This is a genomic window from Streptomyces sp. NBC_01232, assembly GCF_035989885.1.
GTDB lineage: Bacteria > Actinomycetota > Actinomycetes > Streptomycetales > Streptomycetaceae > Streptomyces.
On record NZ_CP108518.1, the window covers coordinates 6,996,814 to 7,014,071 of the forward strand.

The 17,258-nt window shown below is 71.4% G+C and carries 17 protein-coding genes; 12 read left to right on the forward strand and 5 right to left on the reverse strand.

All coding sequences use genetic code 11. The features are described 5' to 3' along the window. Positions 1-74 precede the first annotated feature (74 nt). From OG444_RS32320 to OG444_RS32350, 7 genes are all read left to right on the forward strand, one after another. On the forward strand, positions 75-1,340 hold the full coding sequence (locus OG444_RS32320; protein WP_266606568.1) for an MFS transporter: 1,266 nt from the start codon (positions 75-77) through the stop codon (positions 1,338-1,340). A gap of 83 nt (positions 1,341-1,423) precedes the next feature. Then, positions 1,424-2,689: an MFS transporter gene (locus OG444_RS32325; protein ID WP_442810666.1), complete on the forward strand. Its 1,266-nt coding sequence runs from the start codon at positions 1,424-1,426 to the stop codon at positions 2,687-2,689. Positions 2,690-2,727: 38 nt separating this feature from the next. After that, entirely contained in the window at positions 2,728-3,936 is a 1,209-nt protein-coding gene (locus OG444_RS32330; protein ID WP_266606569.1) for a hypothetical protein, read from the forward strand. 29 nt (positions 3,937-3,965) lie between these two features. Beyond that, positions 3,966-4,808, forward strand: a complete 843-nt coding sequence (locus OG444_RS32335) for a DUF317 domain-containing protein (RefSeq protein ID WP_266606570.1) — start codon at positions 3,966-3,968, stop codon at positions 4,806-4,808. Positions 4,809-4,827: 19 nt separating this feature from the next. Further along, the gene (locus OG444_RS32340) at positions 4,828-5,301 is read left to right on the forward strand and encodes a hypothetical protein (RefSeq protein WP_327265452.1); all 474 of its coding nucleotides are present in this window, start codon (positions 4,828-4,830) and stop codon (positions 5,299-5,301) included. 115 nt (positions 5,302-5,416) lie between these two features. Then, the gene (locus tag OG444_RS32345) at positions 5,417-7,108 is read left to right on the forward strand and encodes an MSCRAMM family protein (RefSeq protein ID WP_327265453.1); all 1,692 of its coding nucleotides are present in this window, start codon (positions 5,417-5,419) and stop codon (positions 7,106-7,108) included. A gap of 77 nt (positions 7,109-7,185) precedes the next feature. After that, entirely contained in the window at positions 7,186-8,238 is a 1,053-nt protein-coding gene (locus OG444_RS32350) for an MSCRAMM family protein (RefSeq protein ID WP_327265454.1), read from the forward strand. A 168-nt stretch (positions 8,239-8,406) separates the two neighbouring features. Here the strand turns inward: OG444_RS32350 and OG444_RS32355 are convergent, their stop codons facing one another. After that, on the reverse strand, positions 8,407-9,909 hold the full coding sequence (locus OG444_RS32355) for a SulP family inorganic anion transporter (RefSeq protein WP_327265455.1): 1,503 nt from the start codon (positions 9,907-9,909) through the stop codon (positions 8,407-8,409). Positions 9,910-10,314: 405 nt separating this feature from the next. Here OG444_RS32355 and OG444_RS32360 point away from each other — a divergent pair, with 405 nt between their 5' ends. From OG444_RS32360 to OG444_RS32380, 5 genes are all read left to right on the forward strand, one after another. Continuing rightward, positions 10,315-10,725, forward strand: a complete 411-nt coding sequence (locus OG444_RS32360) for a MerR family transcriptional regulator (protein ID WP_266820145.1) — start codon at positions 10,315-10,317, stop codon at positions 10,723-10,725. Positions 10,726-10,731: 6 nt separating this feature from the next. Continuing rightward, positions 10,732-10,908: a hypothetical protein gene (locus OG444_RS32365; RefSeq protein WP_327265456.1), complete on the forward strand. Its 177-nt coding sequence runs from the start codon at positions 10,732-10,734 to the stop codon at positions 10,906-10,908. Positions 10,909-11,587: 679 nt separating this feature from the next. Next, positions 11,588-11,953 carry a DUF317 domain-containing protein gene (locus OG444_RS32370; RefSeq protein ID WP_051763365.1) on the forward strand — a complete coding sequence of 122 codons (366 nt, stop codon included), beginning with the start codon at positions 11,588-11,590 and terminating at the stop codon, positions 11,951-11,953. A 136-nt stretch (positions 11,954-12,089) separates the two neighbouring features. Next, positions 12,090-12,416 carry a hypothetical protein gene (locus OG444_RS32375; protein WP_244290828.1) on the forward strand — a complete coding sequence of 109 codons (327 nt, stop codon included), beginning with the start codon at positions 12,090-12,092 and terminating at the stop codon, positions 12,414-12,416. A 234-nt stretch (positions 12,417-12,650) separates the two neighbouring features. Next, entirely contained in the window at positions 12,651-13,211 is a 561-nt protein-coding gene (locus OG444_RS32380) for a DUF317 domain-containing protein (RefSeq protein ID WP_266354105.1), read from the forward strand. Between the two features lie 192 nt (positions 13,212-13,403). On the opposite strand, the gene OG444_RS32385 is transcribed toward OG444_RS32380, so the two are convergent. The 4 genes from OG444_RS32385 to OG444_RS40820 all read right to left on the reverse strand — a co-directional run bounded on the left by OG444_RS32385 (position 13,404) and on the right by OG444_RS40820 (position 17,231). After that, positions 13,404-14,189, reverse strand: coding sequence for a hypothetical protein (locus tag OG444_RS32385; protein ID WP_158711864.1), 786 nt, complete (start codon positions 14,187-14,189; stop codon positions 13,404-13,406). Between the two features lie 95 nt (positions 14,190-14,284). Beyond that, positions 14,285-14,716: a hypothetical protein gene (locus OG444_RS32390; protein ID WP_244290823.1), complete on the reverse strand. Its 432-nt coding sequence runs from the start codon at positions 14,714-14,716 to the stop codon at positions 14,285-14,287. A 101-nt stretch (positions 14,717-14,817) separates the two neighbouring features. Continuing rightward, a complete protein-coding gene (locus OG444_RS32395; protein WP_327265457.1) occupies positions 14,818-16,527 on the reverse strand; it encodes a mobilization protein in 1,710 nt (569 codons plus the stop codon). Positions 16,528-16,541: 14 nt separating this feature from the next. Next, positions 16,542-17,231, reverse strand: a complete 690-nt coding sequence (locus OG444_RS40820) for a plasmid mobilization protein (RefSeq protein ID WP_442810667.1) — start codon at positions 17,229-17,231, stop codon at positions 16,542-16,544. Between the last annotated feature and the right edge of the window lie 27 nt (positions 17,232-17,258).

The window sequence follows — 17,258 nt, forward strand, 5'->3', positions numbered from 1 at the left end:
ATGTTCCGGCCGCCTGCCGCCGGTATTCCCTCGCTCCCGGCGCCCTGGCGCTGAGCCCTGACGGAAAGCCCCCGTTGACCGCTCGCTTGACCGCCACCGCCCCGCCGGCCACGTACGGATCCGTCCTTGGTAGCCGGTACGTTGCCCGCCTGCTCGGTGGCACCCTGATCGGGCGCCTGCCCAACGGCATGGTCCCGGTGAGCCTCGTCCTGTGGATCACTGCGGGCGGCGGGACGCTGGCGTTCGGCGGACTCCTCGCCGCGCTCTACGGCCTGGCCTCGGGCCTCTCTCAGCCGGTCAAGGGCCAGCTGATGGACAGGTACGGGCAGACCCGGATCTCCATCCCGGCCGCCGTGCTCAACTCCTCCTGCTTGCTGGCGCTCCCGTGGGTCGGTGCCGACGGACAACAGGTGGTGGTGACCGCAGTCGTGGGGTTCGCCGGGCTGATCACCCCGCCCCTGGAGGCCGGACTGCGGGCTTTGTGGCCGACGGTCCTGCCGGATGCGAGGCGGCGGCGCGTCGTGCAGGCCCTCGATAGCGGCTCGCAGGGACTCCTCTACGTAGTGGGCCCACTGCTTGCCTCGTGGCTGGCGACCACGCACGGCCCCGATACCGCTCTTCTGGTGACTGCGACACTCGGCCTGACGGGCTCGGCGATCGTCCTGACCGCCGGTCCGTCGAGGACATGGCGGCCGACCACAGAGGGCGGCGCGGGTACCGGACGGCTGATGAGCAGCGGGCTGGTCATGCTGTTCGCCGGCCTGGCGGGGACCGGGTTCACGCTCGGCGCGATGAACGTCTGGGCCGCCGATATGGCCGCCGTACAGGAGCAGCCGATGCTGTCTGGGTTCCTTCCCGCCGTGTTCTCCACCGGCAGCTTCCTGGGCGGCCTGGTCTACGCCCGCAGGACCTGGCCCGGCACCACGACCACGCAACTGCTCTGCACCAGCGTCCTGTTCCTCCTCGGCTGGCTTCCCCTGCTGGCCGACCCAGGCCCCCGAGCGGCCGTCGGCCTCGTGGGGATACCGGGCCTCTTCCTCACCTTGATCATCACCAATGGCTTCCACACGGTGGACGCCCTCGCCCCGGCCTCCCGCACGACCGAGGCGTACGCCTGGCTGATCCTCTCGGTCGGCACCGGGCAGGCCGCCGGCACCGCGCTCGCCGGAGCTCTCTCCACCAGCCCGCAGATCCTCGTTGCCCTGCCCGCCGCCGGCGCAGCAACTGCGCTGACCGTCCTGACCGCCGCCCACCCCAAACTCGGCCCCGGCCGACGCCTGGGCCGCCACCGCCGCCCACGCCACAGCCACCCGCGCCACTCGGTCTCGACGCTCCGCTAGGCCGCTGTTGCCGCCCGCTCGGACTGTCGTCACCGTCCAGCCGGTCTGTTCCCCGAACGTATCCGCCCCACCCCGGAAAGACGATGCCCCCCAAGCACGCTGCCGTCCTGCGGCCACCCACCGGCCGACATGTCCGCACTCCCGACTTCGGACCCGTACGCGGCGTCTACGTCCCGCGCACTGCCGATGCCGGTGCCTTCGCCATGAGCACGTACGGCATCCCGCTGCTCGTCCTGGCCGTCACCGACTCGGCCACCCTGACCGGCTTGGCCTTCATGCTCGAATGGGTTCCCCGCCTTGGGGCGTTCGCCCTCGCGGGCGCCGCCGTGGACCGGTTCGGCAGCACACGGGTCCTTCGCATCGCCTCGGTCCTGCGCGCGGCGGTCGTCCTCGCCGCAGCCGCCGTCCTGCCCTCCGTGGGCGAGGGATCGAGCGCCGTGATCACAGTCATGACACTGGCCGCCACGACAGGCGTCCTCACCGAGTTCTCCTACATCGCGGCCGAGACCGCGGGCGGCGCCGCGAGCCGGGACGCCGGAGGCCATGCACACCGCGTCCAGGCCGTCCTGCTGGGCATCGACCAGGGCGCCACCCTTGCCGGCCCGGCCCTGGCCGGCGTGCTACTCCAGTACAGCGGCGCCACCGGCATGCTCCTGATCATCGCCGCCTGCTCCCTGCTCGGCGCGGCCCTGGCCCCCCGTCAGCGTCCCGTCTGGCCCCAAGAGGCCCCGGTCCCCGTCGCCCAGGGCCTCAAGATCGGATGGCGGACCCTGCGGTCGCTCCCCGCCCTGGGGTGGTTGTGCGTCGGGCTGGTGCTGTCCAACTGCGCGATCGGCCTCGTGCAGGCCGCCGGCCCCGTCCTGGTCATCAAGCAACTCGGTGGCACGAGCAGCCAGGTCGGCCTCGTCTGGTCGGCCGCCGCCATCGCCTCCCTGGCCATGGTCACCCTCGCCCGCTTCGCGATCGACCGCGCCGGCCTGTGGCCGGTCGGAGCTGCCGCAGCCTCCCTCGCCTCCCTGGCCTGCCTGGCTCTGGCAGCCGCTGACACCTACACCGTCTTCCTGGTCCTGGTGGCGTTGCTGATGGCCGGCGAAGCGGGCATGACCGTGGTGCTGCGCACCCTGCGCGCCCACCTCGTCCCGGCCGAGGTGTTCGGCAGCACCCTCTCGCTGATCATCCTGCTGCTCCTCGCGCCGTTCCCCCTCGCCGGAGCCCTGGTCGCGCTCACACCACCGGACCTGCTCGGCCACGCCATCACCGCCTGCGCCGTCCTGCAGGCCGTCGGGCTGGCCGTGGCCTTCGCGAAACTCCGCACCCATCCGGCCACCCGCCGCCCGCTCCCCGCCTGACCCCTCCCACCCCGCCTGCCATCCCGAACAGGACCACCATGCCCGAGCCCACCGACTCCACCCAGCCGCAGCACCTTCGCCTCCGCCTGCGCGAAGTGGCCGCCCTCGACGACGAGGCGTTCGCCCACTATCTGCAGGAGCGCTTCGAGCACCTGGTGACGGCCGCGATAGCCGATGCCGGCGGCCACCTCCGCCCCGCCCAGCACGACCTGCTCCACGCTCCCACTCGCCTGCACGAACTGCGTGACGCCCTCACCTTCGCCGAGGGCGACCTCCAGGTCGCCGTCGAGCGGATGACCTACCGCCAGGACCCGCGCGCCACCCGTACCGCCCGCCAGCTGAGGCAGGTCCGTACCGCCCGCCACCAAGTCCACCGGGAAACCGCCGCGCTGCGCCGGTCCGAAGACCGCACGCGCGAATCCGAGGAGACTCCTTCGACGGACACGGTCACCACGACCCGGGGCTGGCTCTCGCAGGCGCATCCCGTCCTCTTCGCCCAGCTCCTCGCCCAGGCTCACGTCGCCGCAGGGCTGCCCGCGCGCCCGCTGGCCAAGGACATCTTCGACACTGTCGAGGAAGGCTGGGCCGATGGCTACCTCCCCGCGCCCCGCACAGCGGAGGTTGATCGCCTGCTGTCCATGGGAGCCGTGGCCTTCCGTAGCGCTGTCGCCGATGACGCCCGCGATCAGAACGACCGTGATCCGGCGCTGCGCCACCCGCTGCTGCAGCGGCGCTGGAACTCGGCACTGGAGGAACTGACCAGCCTGACCGTGCCGGTGGCCAGGGCCTCCAGCTCCTCGGCCCTGGGCTCCCTGCCCAACGGGTTCGCCGACATGCCCGAACCCGACGCCTTCAAGGTTCTCAACGCGCGCCGGTTCCTGGTCGCGGCCTGGCAGCGCCGTGCCGAACACAACCGCCTGATCCGCCAGTACGCGATCACGGTGACCGACCGGCGCCGGACCGCTCCCGACCACGATCGACGGCGCCAGGCCATCGACGCGGCCCTCGACCGCCTCGTCGCCGCGCAGCCTGCCGCCGCCGCCCGCATCCTGGCCCGGCTCTGCCCGTACGCCACCGCGGACGGAAGGCTCGAGCCGGACACCTTCACCCCGGCCTTGCGCGCCCGTGCCAAGCGCGAGGTCCTCGCCGACCTCGCCGTCATCCGGAGGCTGGACACCGTGTTGCCCTCCGCGCTCCCTCCCAGGCCGGCCCTCGCCGCCCCGGCTGCCCTGACCGCCGCGCTCTGACCGCACCCCCTTCGTTCGTGGAGACGCCCTTGCCTTCATCCGCCCCCCAGTCCGCCGCCACCGTGGACGGCGACGTCTACGTCACCCCCCGCTACCTCGCCGGATCGCCCGGCTACGGCGATGCCGGCTTCGCCCCCGTCAAGCATTGGCCCCACCATCACCTCGACGAGGGCCCGCACCAACTCGTCGTAACCAGCCCGGACCACCGCATCCGGATCGGTTGGGCCGGAGACGACTACGACCTGTGGACGATCAGCGCCGCGCCCGACGCGGTCTCCGGACCCCAGTGGACCGCGATCGCCAACCAGAACACCCCGCCCGAGCTCGTCGCCGCCCTCACCACCGCCCTCGCCCGGGACTGGGCCGACGGCCAGGACCGCTTCCTTGCGGCCCCGTCGGCGTACTGGGCCGACAGCGTGGCACCGCTGGTCGCAGCCGGCTGGCAGCGCACGGGCGCCGAGGTCGGCATCGTGGAGCTGGCCGCTCCCGACAGCAACGCGGGTGTCTACATCAACCGCTCCCGCCGCGACCTGCCGGACGGGACGGAACTGTGGGCGGGCCCTCCGGGCTGGGGCACCCGCGCGGAGATCACGTTCAGCCCCGGTACGCCCTCTCACCTCATCGCGGCCACCGCGGAGGCGTTCACGGACACAACTCCCGTGGCCCGCTGGCAGCAGGGCCTCGACCGTCAGCTCGCCGCCCTCGCGCAGCTCATGCCCGTCGTACCGCCCCGCCCTCCGGTGCCGACTCCCCGCGATCTCCGCCCCCGCATCGGGGTCCACCCGCCCGCTGCGGTCGGCAGCGTGCCGCGCTGGAGCACCGCCACCACCCCCTCCGCTGCCCTTCCCGCCCGCGGCGCTGTACGCCGCTGACCGACAACGAGGAACCCCTTTGGCCCTGTTCACCGAACAGTTCTTCGCCGACCACCTCACGCTGCCCTACCCCGAGGCCGCCGTCGTCGGCCATGCCTACTACGCCGCCCCCGCCCCAGACCTCCCGCTGCGGCTCCGCATCGACTTCGCCCCCACGATCTACGCCGACCGCTACGACGGGCTGCGACTGCGGATCGTGCACCTCGACAAAGGACCGATCGACACCGCCGTGCTGCGCTTCGCCGACCACGGCGCTTTCGACACCCGAGACCGGCGCCTCGGACACAAGCCCGGCCAGGGCGAGTACGGCACCTTCAACGACTGGAACCACAGCGAGCACCCCCCGTGGGTCGGCATTGGCGTTACCCGGCTGCGGGCCGCGATCGACCAATACGTACGCCTGTGGATCCCCGGCGCTCCACCGGTACGGACCAGCCAGCCCCCCGCCGCCGCGGCCCGGCAAGTTCGGACCTCTGCCGCCCGGGCGCGGTGACCACCCTCCTGCCGTAAAGCCCCGCCCCTCGGCCGTCATTGGCCCATCGCGCCTACTGACTCACCGTCGACCGCACCCGCCTTCCCCTCTCCACCGACAGGACCCTCTCCTCCATATGCGCCTTCGCCCCGCCCACCCCGCCCACCTGGCCGTCGCCGTCGCCGCCCTCGCGGCAGGCACCCTGCTGCCCGCGACGGCCATGGCCGCCCCGGAAGCCTCCGTGGTGCTGGGCCCCGGCTACACCATCCCCGACTCCGAGGGACACGCCGCCTCCAGCCACATCGGTGCCTACGGCCCGCCCGGACCGGCCGTCCACGGCGACACCGAGACCTACTGCGCCGACCCTGAACGCAAGGGCCCGGCCGACGCCGGAGGTTACGGCGACCCGCAGCCGGTCCCGTCCTGGACGTCGTCGGTGACCGGGAAGCCCGTCACCAAGGACAACCTGGCACAGGCCGCCTATGTGATCGGCAAGTACGGGCAGACCCGCGACAACGCACAGGCCGCCGCGGTCGACGCCGTGGTGTACGAGTACCTGGCCGGCGGCACCTACGCCCTCGACGGCGACCGCGGCAAGCAGCGCCTGGCGTACCCGGTCGTCTCCCCGACCGCCCGCACCCTCGCCCTGGGCTACGTCGCCGAGGGCAAGAAGCTCGCGTGCCCCTACACCCTCCAGATCACGCCGTCGGTGAAGACCACCACCACCGGGACGAAGGTCACCGTCGCGGTGAAGGTCACCACCACCGCCGGCACGCCGGTCCCGAAGGTTGCCGTCACGCTCTCCGAGTCGGGCTCCGGCACCGCCTCCGGCAAGGTCACCACCAACGACAACGGCACGGGCGCCTGGGAGTTCACCGCCGAGAAGCCCGGGACCGCCAGCGTCACCGCGATGGCCGAGGGGCTGCCCGCCATCGGGCTGCAGGTCCTCACGCCCAAGAACCCGGCCGCCCAGCGGATGCTGCTCGCCGGGGGCACCACCAGCGTCAAGGACTCCGCCGCCATCACCGTCGGCGAGGCCACCGGCGGCGTGACGATCCGCAAGAAGGACCCCGAAGGCACCCGCCTGGTCGGCGCCGCGTTCCAGCTCCTGGACTCCGACGGCAAGCAGATCGCCGCAGGCAAGACGAACGAACAGGGCAACCTCGTCTTCGACAAGCTCCCCGCCGACACCTACCGGCTGCGCGAGACCTCCTCCGGCAGCCCCGTCCACGACCTGATCGCCGAGCAGACCATCACGATCACCGCCGGACGCACCGCCCAGGCCAACCCCCTCGACCTCGTCGACCCCTTCAAGAAGGCCCGACTGTCGGTGAAGAAGACCGACAAGAACACCGGCAAGACCCTGCCGGGCGCCGTCATCGCCATCCGCGCCGATGAGACGGACAAGACCGGCAAGCACACCCCTGGCAAGGTGATCACCAGCGTCACCACCGGGACCGACGGCACCGCGACCGTCCCCCTCGACGTCACCCTCAAGGCGGGCACCCGCTACTGGGCCGGCGAGACCAAGGCCCCCGAGGGCTACCAACTCGACCCCTCACCGGTCGCGTTCACCGCCCGACCCGGAGCGGACGTCACCGTCACCCTCGCCGACGAGCCCACCGCGACCACGCCGCCGAGCCCGAGCACCCCGCCCGCGACACCCCCGGCCACCACCCCGCCGACGACGCCGCCCGGATCCCTCGCTCACACCGGCGCCGACGCCACCGCCTGGCTGGCCGGCGGAGCCACCGCCCTGCTCGCAGCAGGCGGCGGCCTCTACCTGATCAACCGCCGCCGCCGCCGTACGGGCGACGCCTCCAGCTGACCTCTCGCGCTGCCGGGCCCGCGATCGGAGCCCGCGCTACACCGTCCCGCACCGCACCATCCCGCCCGGAGCCCCTGATGAAGCACCGCCCCCTCCTCTTCACCGCGCTCGCCCTGACTGCCGTCGCCGTCCTGACCGGTCCGGCCACCATCGCCACGGCAGCCCCCTCCCTGTCCGCCGAAGCCCCCAAGGATCAAGGCGGCCCCGCGCCGACGGACAAGGCCGGACTGCGCATCGCCAAGACGGACCCCGAAGGCCAGCCCGCCCCCGGAGCCGCCTTCCAACTTCTCGACTCCGCGGGTAAGACGCTGGCCGAGGGCAAGACCGGAGCCGACGGCACCCTGGCCTTCTCCGACCTTGCCCCCGGCGTCGTACGCCTCAAGGAGACCTCCTCCGGCAGCCCGCTGCTGGGCACCGTCCCCGACCAGGACGTCGTCGTCGCCCCCGGCGAGCCCAAGGTCCTGGCGATCACCGACCCGTACAAGTCCACCGGCCTCACCCTCAAGGTCACCGACAAGGCCACCGGCAAGGGCCTGGCCGGAGCCGTCGTCAACATCGCCCCGAAGGACGCCAAGGACGACAAGGGCACCTTCACCCTCACCACGGGCCCGGACGGCACCGCCAAGGCGCCCCTCCTCGTCGGTAAGAAGACTGGCAGCGCCTACACCGCTACCGAGACCAAGGTCCCGGACGGCTACCGGCTGGAGACCACCCCGGTAGAGATCACGGCCAAGCCCGGAGCCGAGACCACTGCGGCCTTCACGAACGCGGCCACCGCCAAGCCCACCGAGGAACCGACGGGGAAGCCGACGGCCAAGCCCACCGGCGACCCCACCTCCCAGCCGACGCCGACCGGCTCGTCCTCGACCGGCACAGGGGAGCCGAGCGATGCCGCATCCCCCGCCAGTAGCTCGGAGATCGGCACCGCTACCTCGACCCCCACCGCACCTGACACCAAGCCCGAAGGCTCCCTCGCCCACACCGGCGCCGACAGCGCCAACTGGTGGCTCCTGGCAGCCGGTGGCCTTCTCCTCGCCGCCGGAGGCGGCGCCGTCTACGCCGCCCGCCGCCGCAAGAACGGCGAGAGCGACACCGGCACCGGCCAGCACCGGCGTACCGACGACAACTGACCTCACCACCACCGGCCCCGGGAACCAGACAGGTTCCCGGGGCCGACTGCGTTTCCCCCTGTGGCCGGTGTGGTGCTGCCAGCAACCTCGCCGCCAGTTGCGCATCGCCTATAGGGCACGGCTGCTTGTGCTTCGGGAGTGTTCAGTTGTCTGCGGCCGGGGTTGCGGTCAGTGGCTGGTGAGTTCGCCGGTGAGTTTGCCGTGGAGGTCGGCGCTGGGGTCGTTCAGGCCGGTGATCTCGACCGTCTTGCCGCGTTGGGCGTACTTGGTCTCGATGGCGTCCAGGGCGGCGACGGAGGAGGCGTCCCAGATGTGGGCGGCGGAGAGGTCGATGACGATCCTGTCGGGGTCGGTGGCGTAGTTGAACTGGCCGACGAGGTCGTTGGAGGAGGCGAAGAACAGCTCCCCGGTCACCGAGTACACCACCGTACTGCCGTCGGGGTCGCTGACGGCAGTGACGTTGGCGAGGTGGGCGACGCGCTTGGCGAAGATGACCATCGCGGTGACGGAGCCGACGACGACGCCGATGGCGAGGTTGTCGGTGGCGACCACGCAGATCACGGTGATGACCATGACCGCGATCTCACCGGCCGGCATCCGCTTCAACGTCTTGGGGGCGATGGAGTGCCAGTCGAACGTCGCGAAGGACACCATGACCATGACGGCGACCAGGGCGGCCATGGGGATGTCGGAGACGACCGGCCCGAACACGATGCACAGCACCATCAGGAACGCACCCGCGAGGAAGGTGGACAGGCGGGTGCGGGCTCCGGACACCTTCACGTTGATCATCGTCTGGCCGATCATGGCGCAGCCGCCCATGCCGCCGAAGAACCCGGTGACGATGTTGGCGATGCCCTGGCCGACCGATTCGCGGGTCTTGGAGGAGTGGGTGTCGGTGATCTCGTCGACGAGCTTGGCCGTCATCAGGGATTCCATCAGGCCGACCAGCGCCATCGCGAAGGCGTAGGGGGCGATGGTGGTCAGGGTGTCCATCGTGAACGGCACGTCGGGCAGGCCCGGGACGGGCAGCGAGGACGGCAGGGCGCCCTTGTCGCCGACGGTCGGCACGGCGATCGCGGCAGCGACGGTGATGACGGTCAGGACGACGATGGAGACCAGAGGCGCCGGGATCACGGTGGTGACCTTCGGGAAGAACACCATCAGCGCCAGCCCCGCCGCGATCAGCGGATAGACGGCCCAGGGGACGTCGTGCATTTCGGGGACCTGGGCCATGAAGATCAGGATGGCGAGGGCGTTGACGAAGCCGACCATCACCGAGCGCGGCACGAACCGCATCAGCTTGGCGACGCCGAGGGCGCCGAGCGCGACCTGGATGACACCGGCCAAAATGACGGCGGCGACCAGGTAGCCGAAGCCGTGCTCACGGTTGAGCGGCGCGATCACCAGCGCGACGGCACCGGTCGCCGCGGAGATCATCGCCCGGCGGCCGCCGACGATCGAGATGACCACGGCCATGGTGAACGAGGCGAACAGGCCGACTGCGGGATCGACACCGGCGATGATCGAGAACGAGATCGCCTCCGGGATCAACGCGAGCGCGACGACCAGGCCAGCCAGCACTTCGGTGCGCCAGACCTTCGGATTGTTCAGCCAGTCGGGGCGCAGGCCGCGCAGCCGCGCGGCGGGAGTCACAACGGAAGAAGACAAGAGAAGGGGAACCTGTCGTGCTCGGGCACACTCCGCTGGCAGGCCAGAGGTGTGCGGGAGAACGCGGAGGAGCCGGGCCGGCACCCCGCGGACGACCCGAAGATCAGACGGGCCGGAAGATCGGAAAGGTGGATGCGGCGGGCCTGCGCAGTGCGCGGCCGAGCAGCTCGCATCCGAGGCAGAGCATCACGGCGGGCAGGCGGCGGTGATCGGCGTCATGAGCTCGCGCACGCTTGTCTCCTGCAACAATCGGATCTTCGCCGGGGCGCCATCGGCTCCGGAACGGCAATCGCGGGCAGAAGGGCCGCCCTCACCAATAACGACTCTACCCTAACGTTAGAGTAGAGATCGATGAGGTCGCACGGCACGCGGCCCGCTACAACGAGAAGGGCCGGGACCGCGGGCGTGGACGACAAGCACATGCAGATCGGCGAAGTCGCCGCGCGGACGGAACTGTCCCTGCGCACCATCCGGCACTACGAGGAGACCGGTCTGGTCACCCCCTCCGCCCGCTCCCAGGGCGGCTTCCGCCTCTACACCGAAACCGACGTCGCCCGGCTCATGGTCATCCGCCGCATGAAGCCGCTCGGCTTCACCCTCGATCAGATGCGCGACCTCCTGGATGCCACCGACCGCCTCGACAACGAGCCCGGCCTTGACACCGGGGAGCGCGAGATCCTGCTGGGGCGGGTGCGGGAGTACGAGCAGGCCGCCGCCGAGCAGGTCGACAAGCTCCGCGTCCAGCTGGCCCGCGCCGAGGACTTCGCCGAAACGCTCCGTACGCGCCTGCACCAGGCCGCACCGGCCGGGTCCTGACCCGAGATGCCCCGCCGCCCCGGCCGCTGTCCGGCCTCGCCCCTGCTGGTGATGGGCGCGATCCTCGCGATCGCCGGGGCCGCCCTCTACACGATGCCCGGCGAGCGGCCTGGCCTGTCCGCGGCCGCCGCACTGGTGCTCGGCGCCGTCGCTGCTTGGTGGTGCGCCTCCCGCCAGGGCTGATCACAACCCGACACCGATGTGATCATGCGGAAGCGCGCAGGGCAGGCAGCCTGGCCACCGGTGGATACGGTGTAACGAACGCGTCAAGAGTGGCGCGCGGTGTGCCGGGAAGTCTGGTCGGCGTCCTGGGGCAGTGTGCCCTCTCGTCGCTGACACCGCCGGAGGCCCACTGCCATGGCCGGCGCCCGCTCCCCTTCCTCGGGCTGCTCCCTCTGCCCGAACGGCAGGCGATCACCCGCGCCCTGCGCACTGAGACCGTAGGCGGCCTGGTCCTCCGCGGCGCAGCCGTCCTCGCGCTGATCTGGGCCAACAGCCCGTGGAGCGCGGCCTCTGGGTGGCGGGCAAGGCTCTTGGGTAAAACCCGCGCAGCTCGCGCAATCCGCCGCATCAGCCGCCCTCCTGGTGGCGGTGGGTGAAGCCGGTGACTGGTCGCGGCGACGCTGGACCGCACGACGAACCGGCCGCTCAGCGCCCTAACGTTCGCCCGCCGTCGTGCGGTGACTTCGTCTCACACGGCGGCTTTGCGCGAGTCGGTTGTTGAGAGCCCATAGCACTGCCCCAAGGTCGAGTTCGCCGGTGGCAGACAGGAAAGTCCCCGCAAGGACTGGTGCAGCGTTGGAGTGCATGTCAACCTTGACGACCTTCCCCCGACTCGGGGTTTTCCCAGGTCAGAGAGGTGATGCTTGTGGCCGTGGAGCTGTCGAACGCCGGATTTCGCACCACGATCGAGAGGTTGCGCTTGCATAGCTGGCTTTTGGGGCCCGGTCAGCCGACCGAGGTCATCGACTGCTTCCCCGAGGCGAACGGCGACTTCACCCTCATCGTCGACGACAGGGCCGACACCCATATCTCCTCGGCCGACGGCAGGCTCTATCTCGGGTGGTTTCCCGACGGCCGCCCCGGGGCCGAGGACGAGGGCTGGGTCCTGGCCGTCACCGGCACCGCGAAGGTTCCCGGCTACCGTGTCGTCTTCGACCCGCAAACCCCGGCACGGCTCGTGGCCGCTACCGTTTCCGAGGTGCTCGCCACCGCTCGACGGCAGTAGTGCCCACGCCGCCTGGAGGCCGGTGCGCTCGCCTCCCGTTCTCCATTGGCTCGCGCGTCCTTCCGTGGTCCGTTCCCGCAGGCCGCGCGGCGCACATTCGCACCCACCACAACGCTTTCCACCTGTGAGGAGAACCGTGGCCCCCCAGCCCGAGCCCGGCGCCGAGATGACCGTCGCCGACCTGATGGAACGACTGTCTGCGGCAGCCCCTGCCGCCCGCGTTCGGCTCGCGATCAATCCTTTCTTTCCCATGGCTCACAAGATGGGCACGGTGACAGTGGGCACGGAGCAGGACGGGAGCCCGATTGTCTATCTTGCCGAGGGCGCGGAGGCGGTGCAGTACGGGTACCTCCCCAGGCCAGTCGCCGAAGCCCTTACCTGGATGCCTCCGGTCGAGCCGCCTGTCCGTGGACGGCGGCTGCGCGCCGTCTCCGACGACGATACGAGCCGCGACACTCCCTGACGACAAGGAGCACTTCTGCCCCCGTCCCCTGATTTCCCTTCCCTTCCCGCGTACTGGGTCACCCCGCGCCATCTCGCTGGCGATGACGGCCTCCTTGCTGACCAGGTCGGCTCCCACCTCACCGCGGCGGGCTGGACCAGCCTCACCCTCGTCCGGGGCCGACGTGAGCCCGACGAATCGGACGACGCCCGGCAGGTTCTCCGCAGCACCGTCCTGTACATCGCTTCGGACGCACTGAGCTGGGCGCAGTGGGTGCTGGCCGACGAGCCCATCCTCCTGGGCGATCAGCCGGTGGCATGGACGGTTTCTGCCCGCGCCACCCCCACCAGCCTTCCCCAGTGGAATGCGTACTTCTCCGTCGGCACCCCGTCCGAGGCTGTCACCGACTTCCTGCTCGCCCTGGAGGACCGCCCGGATCCCGCCCACGGCTACGCCGGACCGCAGGTGGTTCTCGACGCGCTGGTCGGCAGCGGCTGGATCGGTGACATCGATAACCCAACCGCCATGTCCGACCCGCGGCTGGCCGCCACCATGGCCTTGACCGCTTTGCCGGATGAGGGCATTCAGGACGGCGACCCGCTCGTCCTTGATCCTGAGGCGGAAGCGGCGGGATGGCAGGCATGGTGTGAACCACGGATGGGCGCTGGTCTCCTGTGGGCTGCCATGTTCTCCGCCAGTACGCCGCATGATCTCGTTGCGGCCTTCGCCGCCTCTCTGGCCTCACCCGCACCGGTGCTGCGCCACTCCTTGCCGGAGAGCAGCGAGGGCCAGCTCACTGTGCAGCCGACTGTCTGATACGCCGACGGCCGGACCCCCATGGGTCCGGCCGTCGGCCTTTTCCTAGCAGTACGCTCATCGATCGATTTGCCGCTCTAGGAGACGGTCGCGATGCTGCCGACGACCGATGACCGACGACCCGCCCGGCCTCAGCGCTTGTGTGCGAGTCCGGCGGGGCGCCAGGCTCAGGCGGTCGCCTCTGGCCACCGGTCAGCGGCCGTGACCCGTGGTACCTCCGGGCGGTTGGTCGCCGGGCTGGTGCCAGTGCGCAGCTGGAAGACTCCCGTCTGCGGCCAGGTCTTCCGTGAGATGGGTAGCAGGCTCAGCGGGCCGATGCCTTGGCCAGGGCGGTCTGCCCGTGGACCGCGACTTCCGCCGGGCTGCCGGAGACGACCAGCAGCACGGCCCGTCGCGAATCACGTTCTGCTGGACGACGGTGCGCCGCCCGTCGGCGGTGACGGTGAGGGCCGGTCCCCACTGCTTGTCACCGAGACGGGGCACCGGCACCGTCTGGGTGCGGACCTCTGCCACGGTGGTGGCGGTGACCAGCTGGTACGAAGGGCAGGCGCCCATCGCGGTCATGATCCGTCCGACTCCCACAGCAAGGTCCTTGGGCGGCGCGGAGTACAGCTCCTCGGCCAGCTGGGTGCCGCCGGGGCCGGAGAAGACCCGCTTCCCCTGGTTCGGGAACACCGCGTACGGGTTGCCCGCGGCGCTGCCCAGCTGCTCCAGCTGCGGGCAGCCCACGACGGACGCCTCGGGCGAAGCCGCGGATGCAGCGGGGCGGGCAGCGATGCCGGGGCCGAGATCGTCGGCGGTGAGCAGCCGGTCCGCCAGCCGCTCCGACGGCAGCACTTCGTGGTCGCTGGCGGTGGGTATGGAGGCTTCCGCCCGAGGTGCTGCAGACGCCGTGGCGGAGGGCGGGGCGGACCAACTGGTCAGCGCCCAGAGGGCGAGGCAGGTGCTGGTGAGGACGGTGGAATGGCGCAGGCGCATTCGGGTTCTCTGGGTCGGATGCGGGTGTGCTGACCGTGGCCGACTCCTCAGAGCGGCAGGGAAGGAACACAAGAGTCCAGGGGCGCGGTACCCGCTCAGTGGCCGATGGAGCGCAGGCCCTCCTCGAGCGTGCCGAACTTGCCATTGCTCGGGCCGCTGTTGCGGTTGTACCAGGCCACGTCCAGCCGCGGCTCCAAGGTCTCGTGGCCGGCGCGGCAGCGCAGCCAGATCCGCCCCTCAGTGCACAGGACGACCCAGTCCCGGTACGCCGCGCACTGCGGGCAGGCACGGACATCGCCTTCGACGACCAGGAGGCGCGGCCACGGCATGAGCCGGCCCGCCAGGTCGTCATCGGTGTCCATGCGGAACTCCGGCGGCAGGAAGTCGTCCACCACCGGGGCGGCCGGAGCGGGGGCGGGCGTCTGCTGCACCGGGTCGGGCCACTGCGGTTCCGGGTGCGCCAGCCACGGGACACCCGTCGGCCCCAGCTCCGAACGCTCCTGCTTGGCCTTCCTGCGACCGAACACTTGGGCTCCCCTCCCAGTCGGCTCCCCGCACACGGCGGTGGGTCAAGAAGCGTGCCCCATAGGCCCCACCAGCGGCAACTCGCGAACTCCTGAAAGCCAGGTCACCTCCGGCGGCGCTGCGTGCCCTTCGCTGCCGGGCTCTCGGCCTTCGGTCCGGCGCCGCCCGACGAGGCGGTGGCGCCTTCGGGCAAGGCCATCGTCTGGGCGTCGGCCGGCAGGTCCGCAGCGCGGCGCAGCCGCCACACCAGCACGTCGGACACCGACTCGGCGCTCCCCAGCTCCCGTCGGGCGGCGGCGTCGGCCAGCAGGGCGGTGGCGTCGTATCCGGCTGCCTCGGCATCGGCCAGGGTCGCCGCCAGCGCCGACCATCCGGCTTCGGCCAGGACCTGCTCCGCCAGCTCAGCCGGCAGCGCTTCCCGGACTCGGAGGACCTGGCGGCGCAGCACTGGAAGGGCCAGCGACCGGCCCCGTACGGCGAGCACGCCCATCGGCTGCGCGGAGGCGGCCCGGTAGGCCGTGCGCAGGTGAAGGGCAGCCTGCTGGGCGGCAGAGGCCTGCTGGGCGTGTGCCTTCTTCCCGTGCCAGTGCGCGGCTACGGTCACCAGGAAGAACACGGCGTCGATCACCATTGCGGTCGTCGCCCCGTCCTCGCCCCGCCCGAGTGCAGGACCGCTGTAGACGAGGTCGCGGGCAGCCTGGCGAAGGGCCCGGTCGTGACCGCGTTCGGCCCGCACGTGGGAGCGGGAGGCTCGTTCGAACAGGAATGCGGCGTCTCGTAGTTCGCGCCGGGTGTGGGCGGCGGACGTCTTCGAGAGCGCGTCCAGGACCTCACCGGCAGCGGCGATGTATGCCGCGGCCACCCCGTCGTCCGCCCCGTCCATGACCAGCACCGCCTGCCACAGCGCCGTGCTTGCCCGGCGCCGCGCCGATGCGGGCCCCGACGGCACCGACTGCTCAGCGCCCTGACTGGTCCGGCGGCCGGACCAGCGCTCCCGGATCCGCGGCAGGGATAGGTCCGGGCCCAACTTCGAGCCCGGGTAGAAGACCGGTTCCCCTTGGGCGTTGACGTCTCCGGGCAGCGCGACCGTGTACCCGAGGAGGTCACCGGACGGTGCGACGCGCGTGCGCACCAGAACGCCGGCGTCGCCCAGGCGGTCGAAGAACTCCTTCTCGTTCTCGGCGCCGGCCACGGCACGCCGGACGGTCTCGCGGAGTTCCTCGCGGGGGGTGCGCTCGCGGCCCTGGCGGGCGGCCTTGTGGCGTTCGGCGCTGGTGGGCCGCTTGGCGGCGGTGCCGTCACCGGGGTTGAGGCGGCGCAGCCCCAGTTCCTCTTCCAGGCGGCGGGCCTCGGCCTGGACGCGGACGGCGTCGAAGTCGAGTTCCGGACGGTTGCCGTCCTCGCGTACCAGGGTGGCGAGGATGTGGATGTGGTCGTCCGCGTGCCGTACGGCGACCCAGCGGCAGCCGGAGCCTTGGTCGGGGTCGTCGATGCCGGCGGCGGCGACCATGCGGCGGGCGACGTCGCCCCATTCCTCGTCGGACAGGGTCCGGTCGGTGGGGCCGTTGCGAACCGACAGGTGCCACACGTGCTTCGCCGGCCGCTCGTCTTCGGCGAGCAGCGCCAGGGGCTGGTCGAGGAGTTGCTGGAGCTGCTTGTACGTGACCTCGGGATCGCGGCCGGGGTCGGGGGCGCCATGGTCCCAGGAGGCCACCAGGTGCGGGTCGACGTGCTCCTCGGCCTTGCCGGGCCCGTACAGGTAGCACAGGAGGCCGATGGTGCGCTGCCCGCGCTTGTGGATTTTGGGGACCATGGTGGTGTGGAGTCCTAGTTGTGTTCGAGGAGCTGGGCGGTGGCGCCCTGGACGCGGGCGGAGGCGCGGTGGACCGCGTCGAGCACGGCGTCGAGCTGGGCGTCGGGCGGCTGGGCACCGGAGTTGATCGCGCGGACCAGCTGGTTCAGGTTGTTGCCGATCTGTCCGAGGTGGCGACGGGCAGCGAACAGCTCGGCGACCATCTCGCGGCGCCCTGCGATGGCCGCAGCGCTGGTCTGCGGATCGCGGGAGGCGCTGAGGGCGGCGCGGGCGAAGAAGCCGGCGAGGGTGACGCCGGCTGTCTTGGCAGCGGTCGCGACGAGCACGAGCTCGTCGTCGCTCATACGGACGCTGCACACGTTGGGGCGCTGACGGCGCTTGTACGTACGGCGTCGCGTACGGGCGGCTGAGGGTGCAGCTGAGGCTGACGCGGCTTCGTGCGTGGGTTGTTGGTCCCCTCCTGGCTGCGATCCGCCCTCGGTCGCAGCCTCCTCGTCGGGCGTCCCCCGGCGCCGGACGAGGCCCTGCCCACCAGGGGCAGGGAACCCTTTGGACACTCCGCCGATGGTGGAGTACCCAAAGGGATAACTTGCTCCTCCTGGGAGTGAGTTGACGTCGGGAGAACGGTCCTCGCGGGCGCAGGATTCGGCCGACCTGACGGTCCTGTTCAGCTCCGGTTCGCGCTGGTGTTCAGCAGACTGCATGGGCGCTTTGGCTCCTTCCGGGAGGCC

What these genes read in the sequence shown, in the direction of transcription:
- OG444_RS32325 (WP_442810666.1), top strand. Translation starts at nt 1,424, where the DNA reads ATGCCCCCCAAGCACGCTGCCGTCCTGCGGCCACCCACCGGCCGACAT.
- OG444_RS32350 (WP_327265454.1), top strand. Translation starts at nt 7,186, where the DNA reads ATGAAGCACCGCCCCCTCCTCTTCACCGCGCTCGCCCTGACTGCCGTC.
- OG444_RS32345 (WP_327265453.1), top strand. Translation starts at nt 5,417, where the DNA reads ATGCGCCTTCGCCCCGCCCACCCCGCCCACCTGGCCGTCGCCGTCGCC.
- OG444_RS32330 (WP_266606569.1), top strand. Translation starts at nt 2,728, where the DNA reads ATGCCCGAGCCCACCGACTCCACCCAGCCGCAGCACCTTCGCCTCCGC.
- OG444_RS40820 (WP_442810667.1), bottom strand. Translation starts at nt 17,231, where the DNA reads ATGCAGTCTGCTGAACACCAGCGCGAACCGGAGCTGAACAGGACCGTC.
- OG444_RS32365 (WP_327265456.1), top strand. Translation starts at nt 10,732, where the DNA reads ATGCCCCGCCGCCCCGGCCGCTGTCCGGCCTCGCCCCTGCTGGTGATG.
- OG444_RS32385 (WP_158711864.1), bottom strand. Translation starts at nt 14,189, where the DNA reads ATGCGCCTGCGCCATTCCACCGTCCTCACCAGCACCTGCCTCGCCCTC.
- OG444_RS32370 (WP_051763365.1), top strand. Translation starts at nt 11,588, where the DNA reads ATGCTTGTGGCCGTGGAGCTGTCGAACGCCGGATTTCGCACCACGATC.
- OG444_RS32395 (WP_327265457.1), bottom strand. Translation starts at nt 16,527, where the DNA reads ATGGTCCCCAAAATCCACAAGCGCGGGCAGCGCACCATCGGCCTCCTG.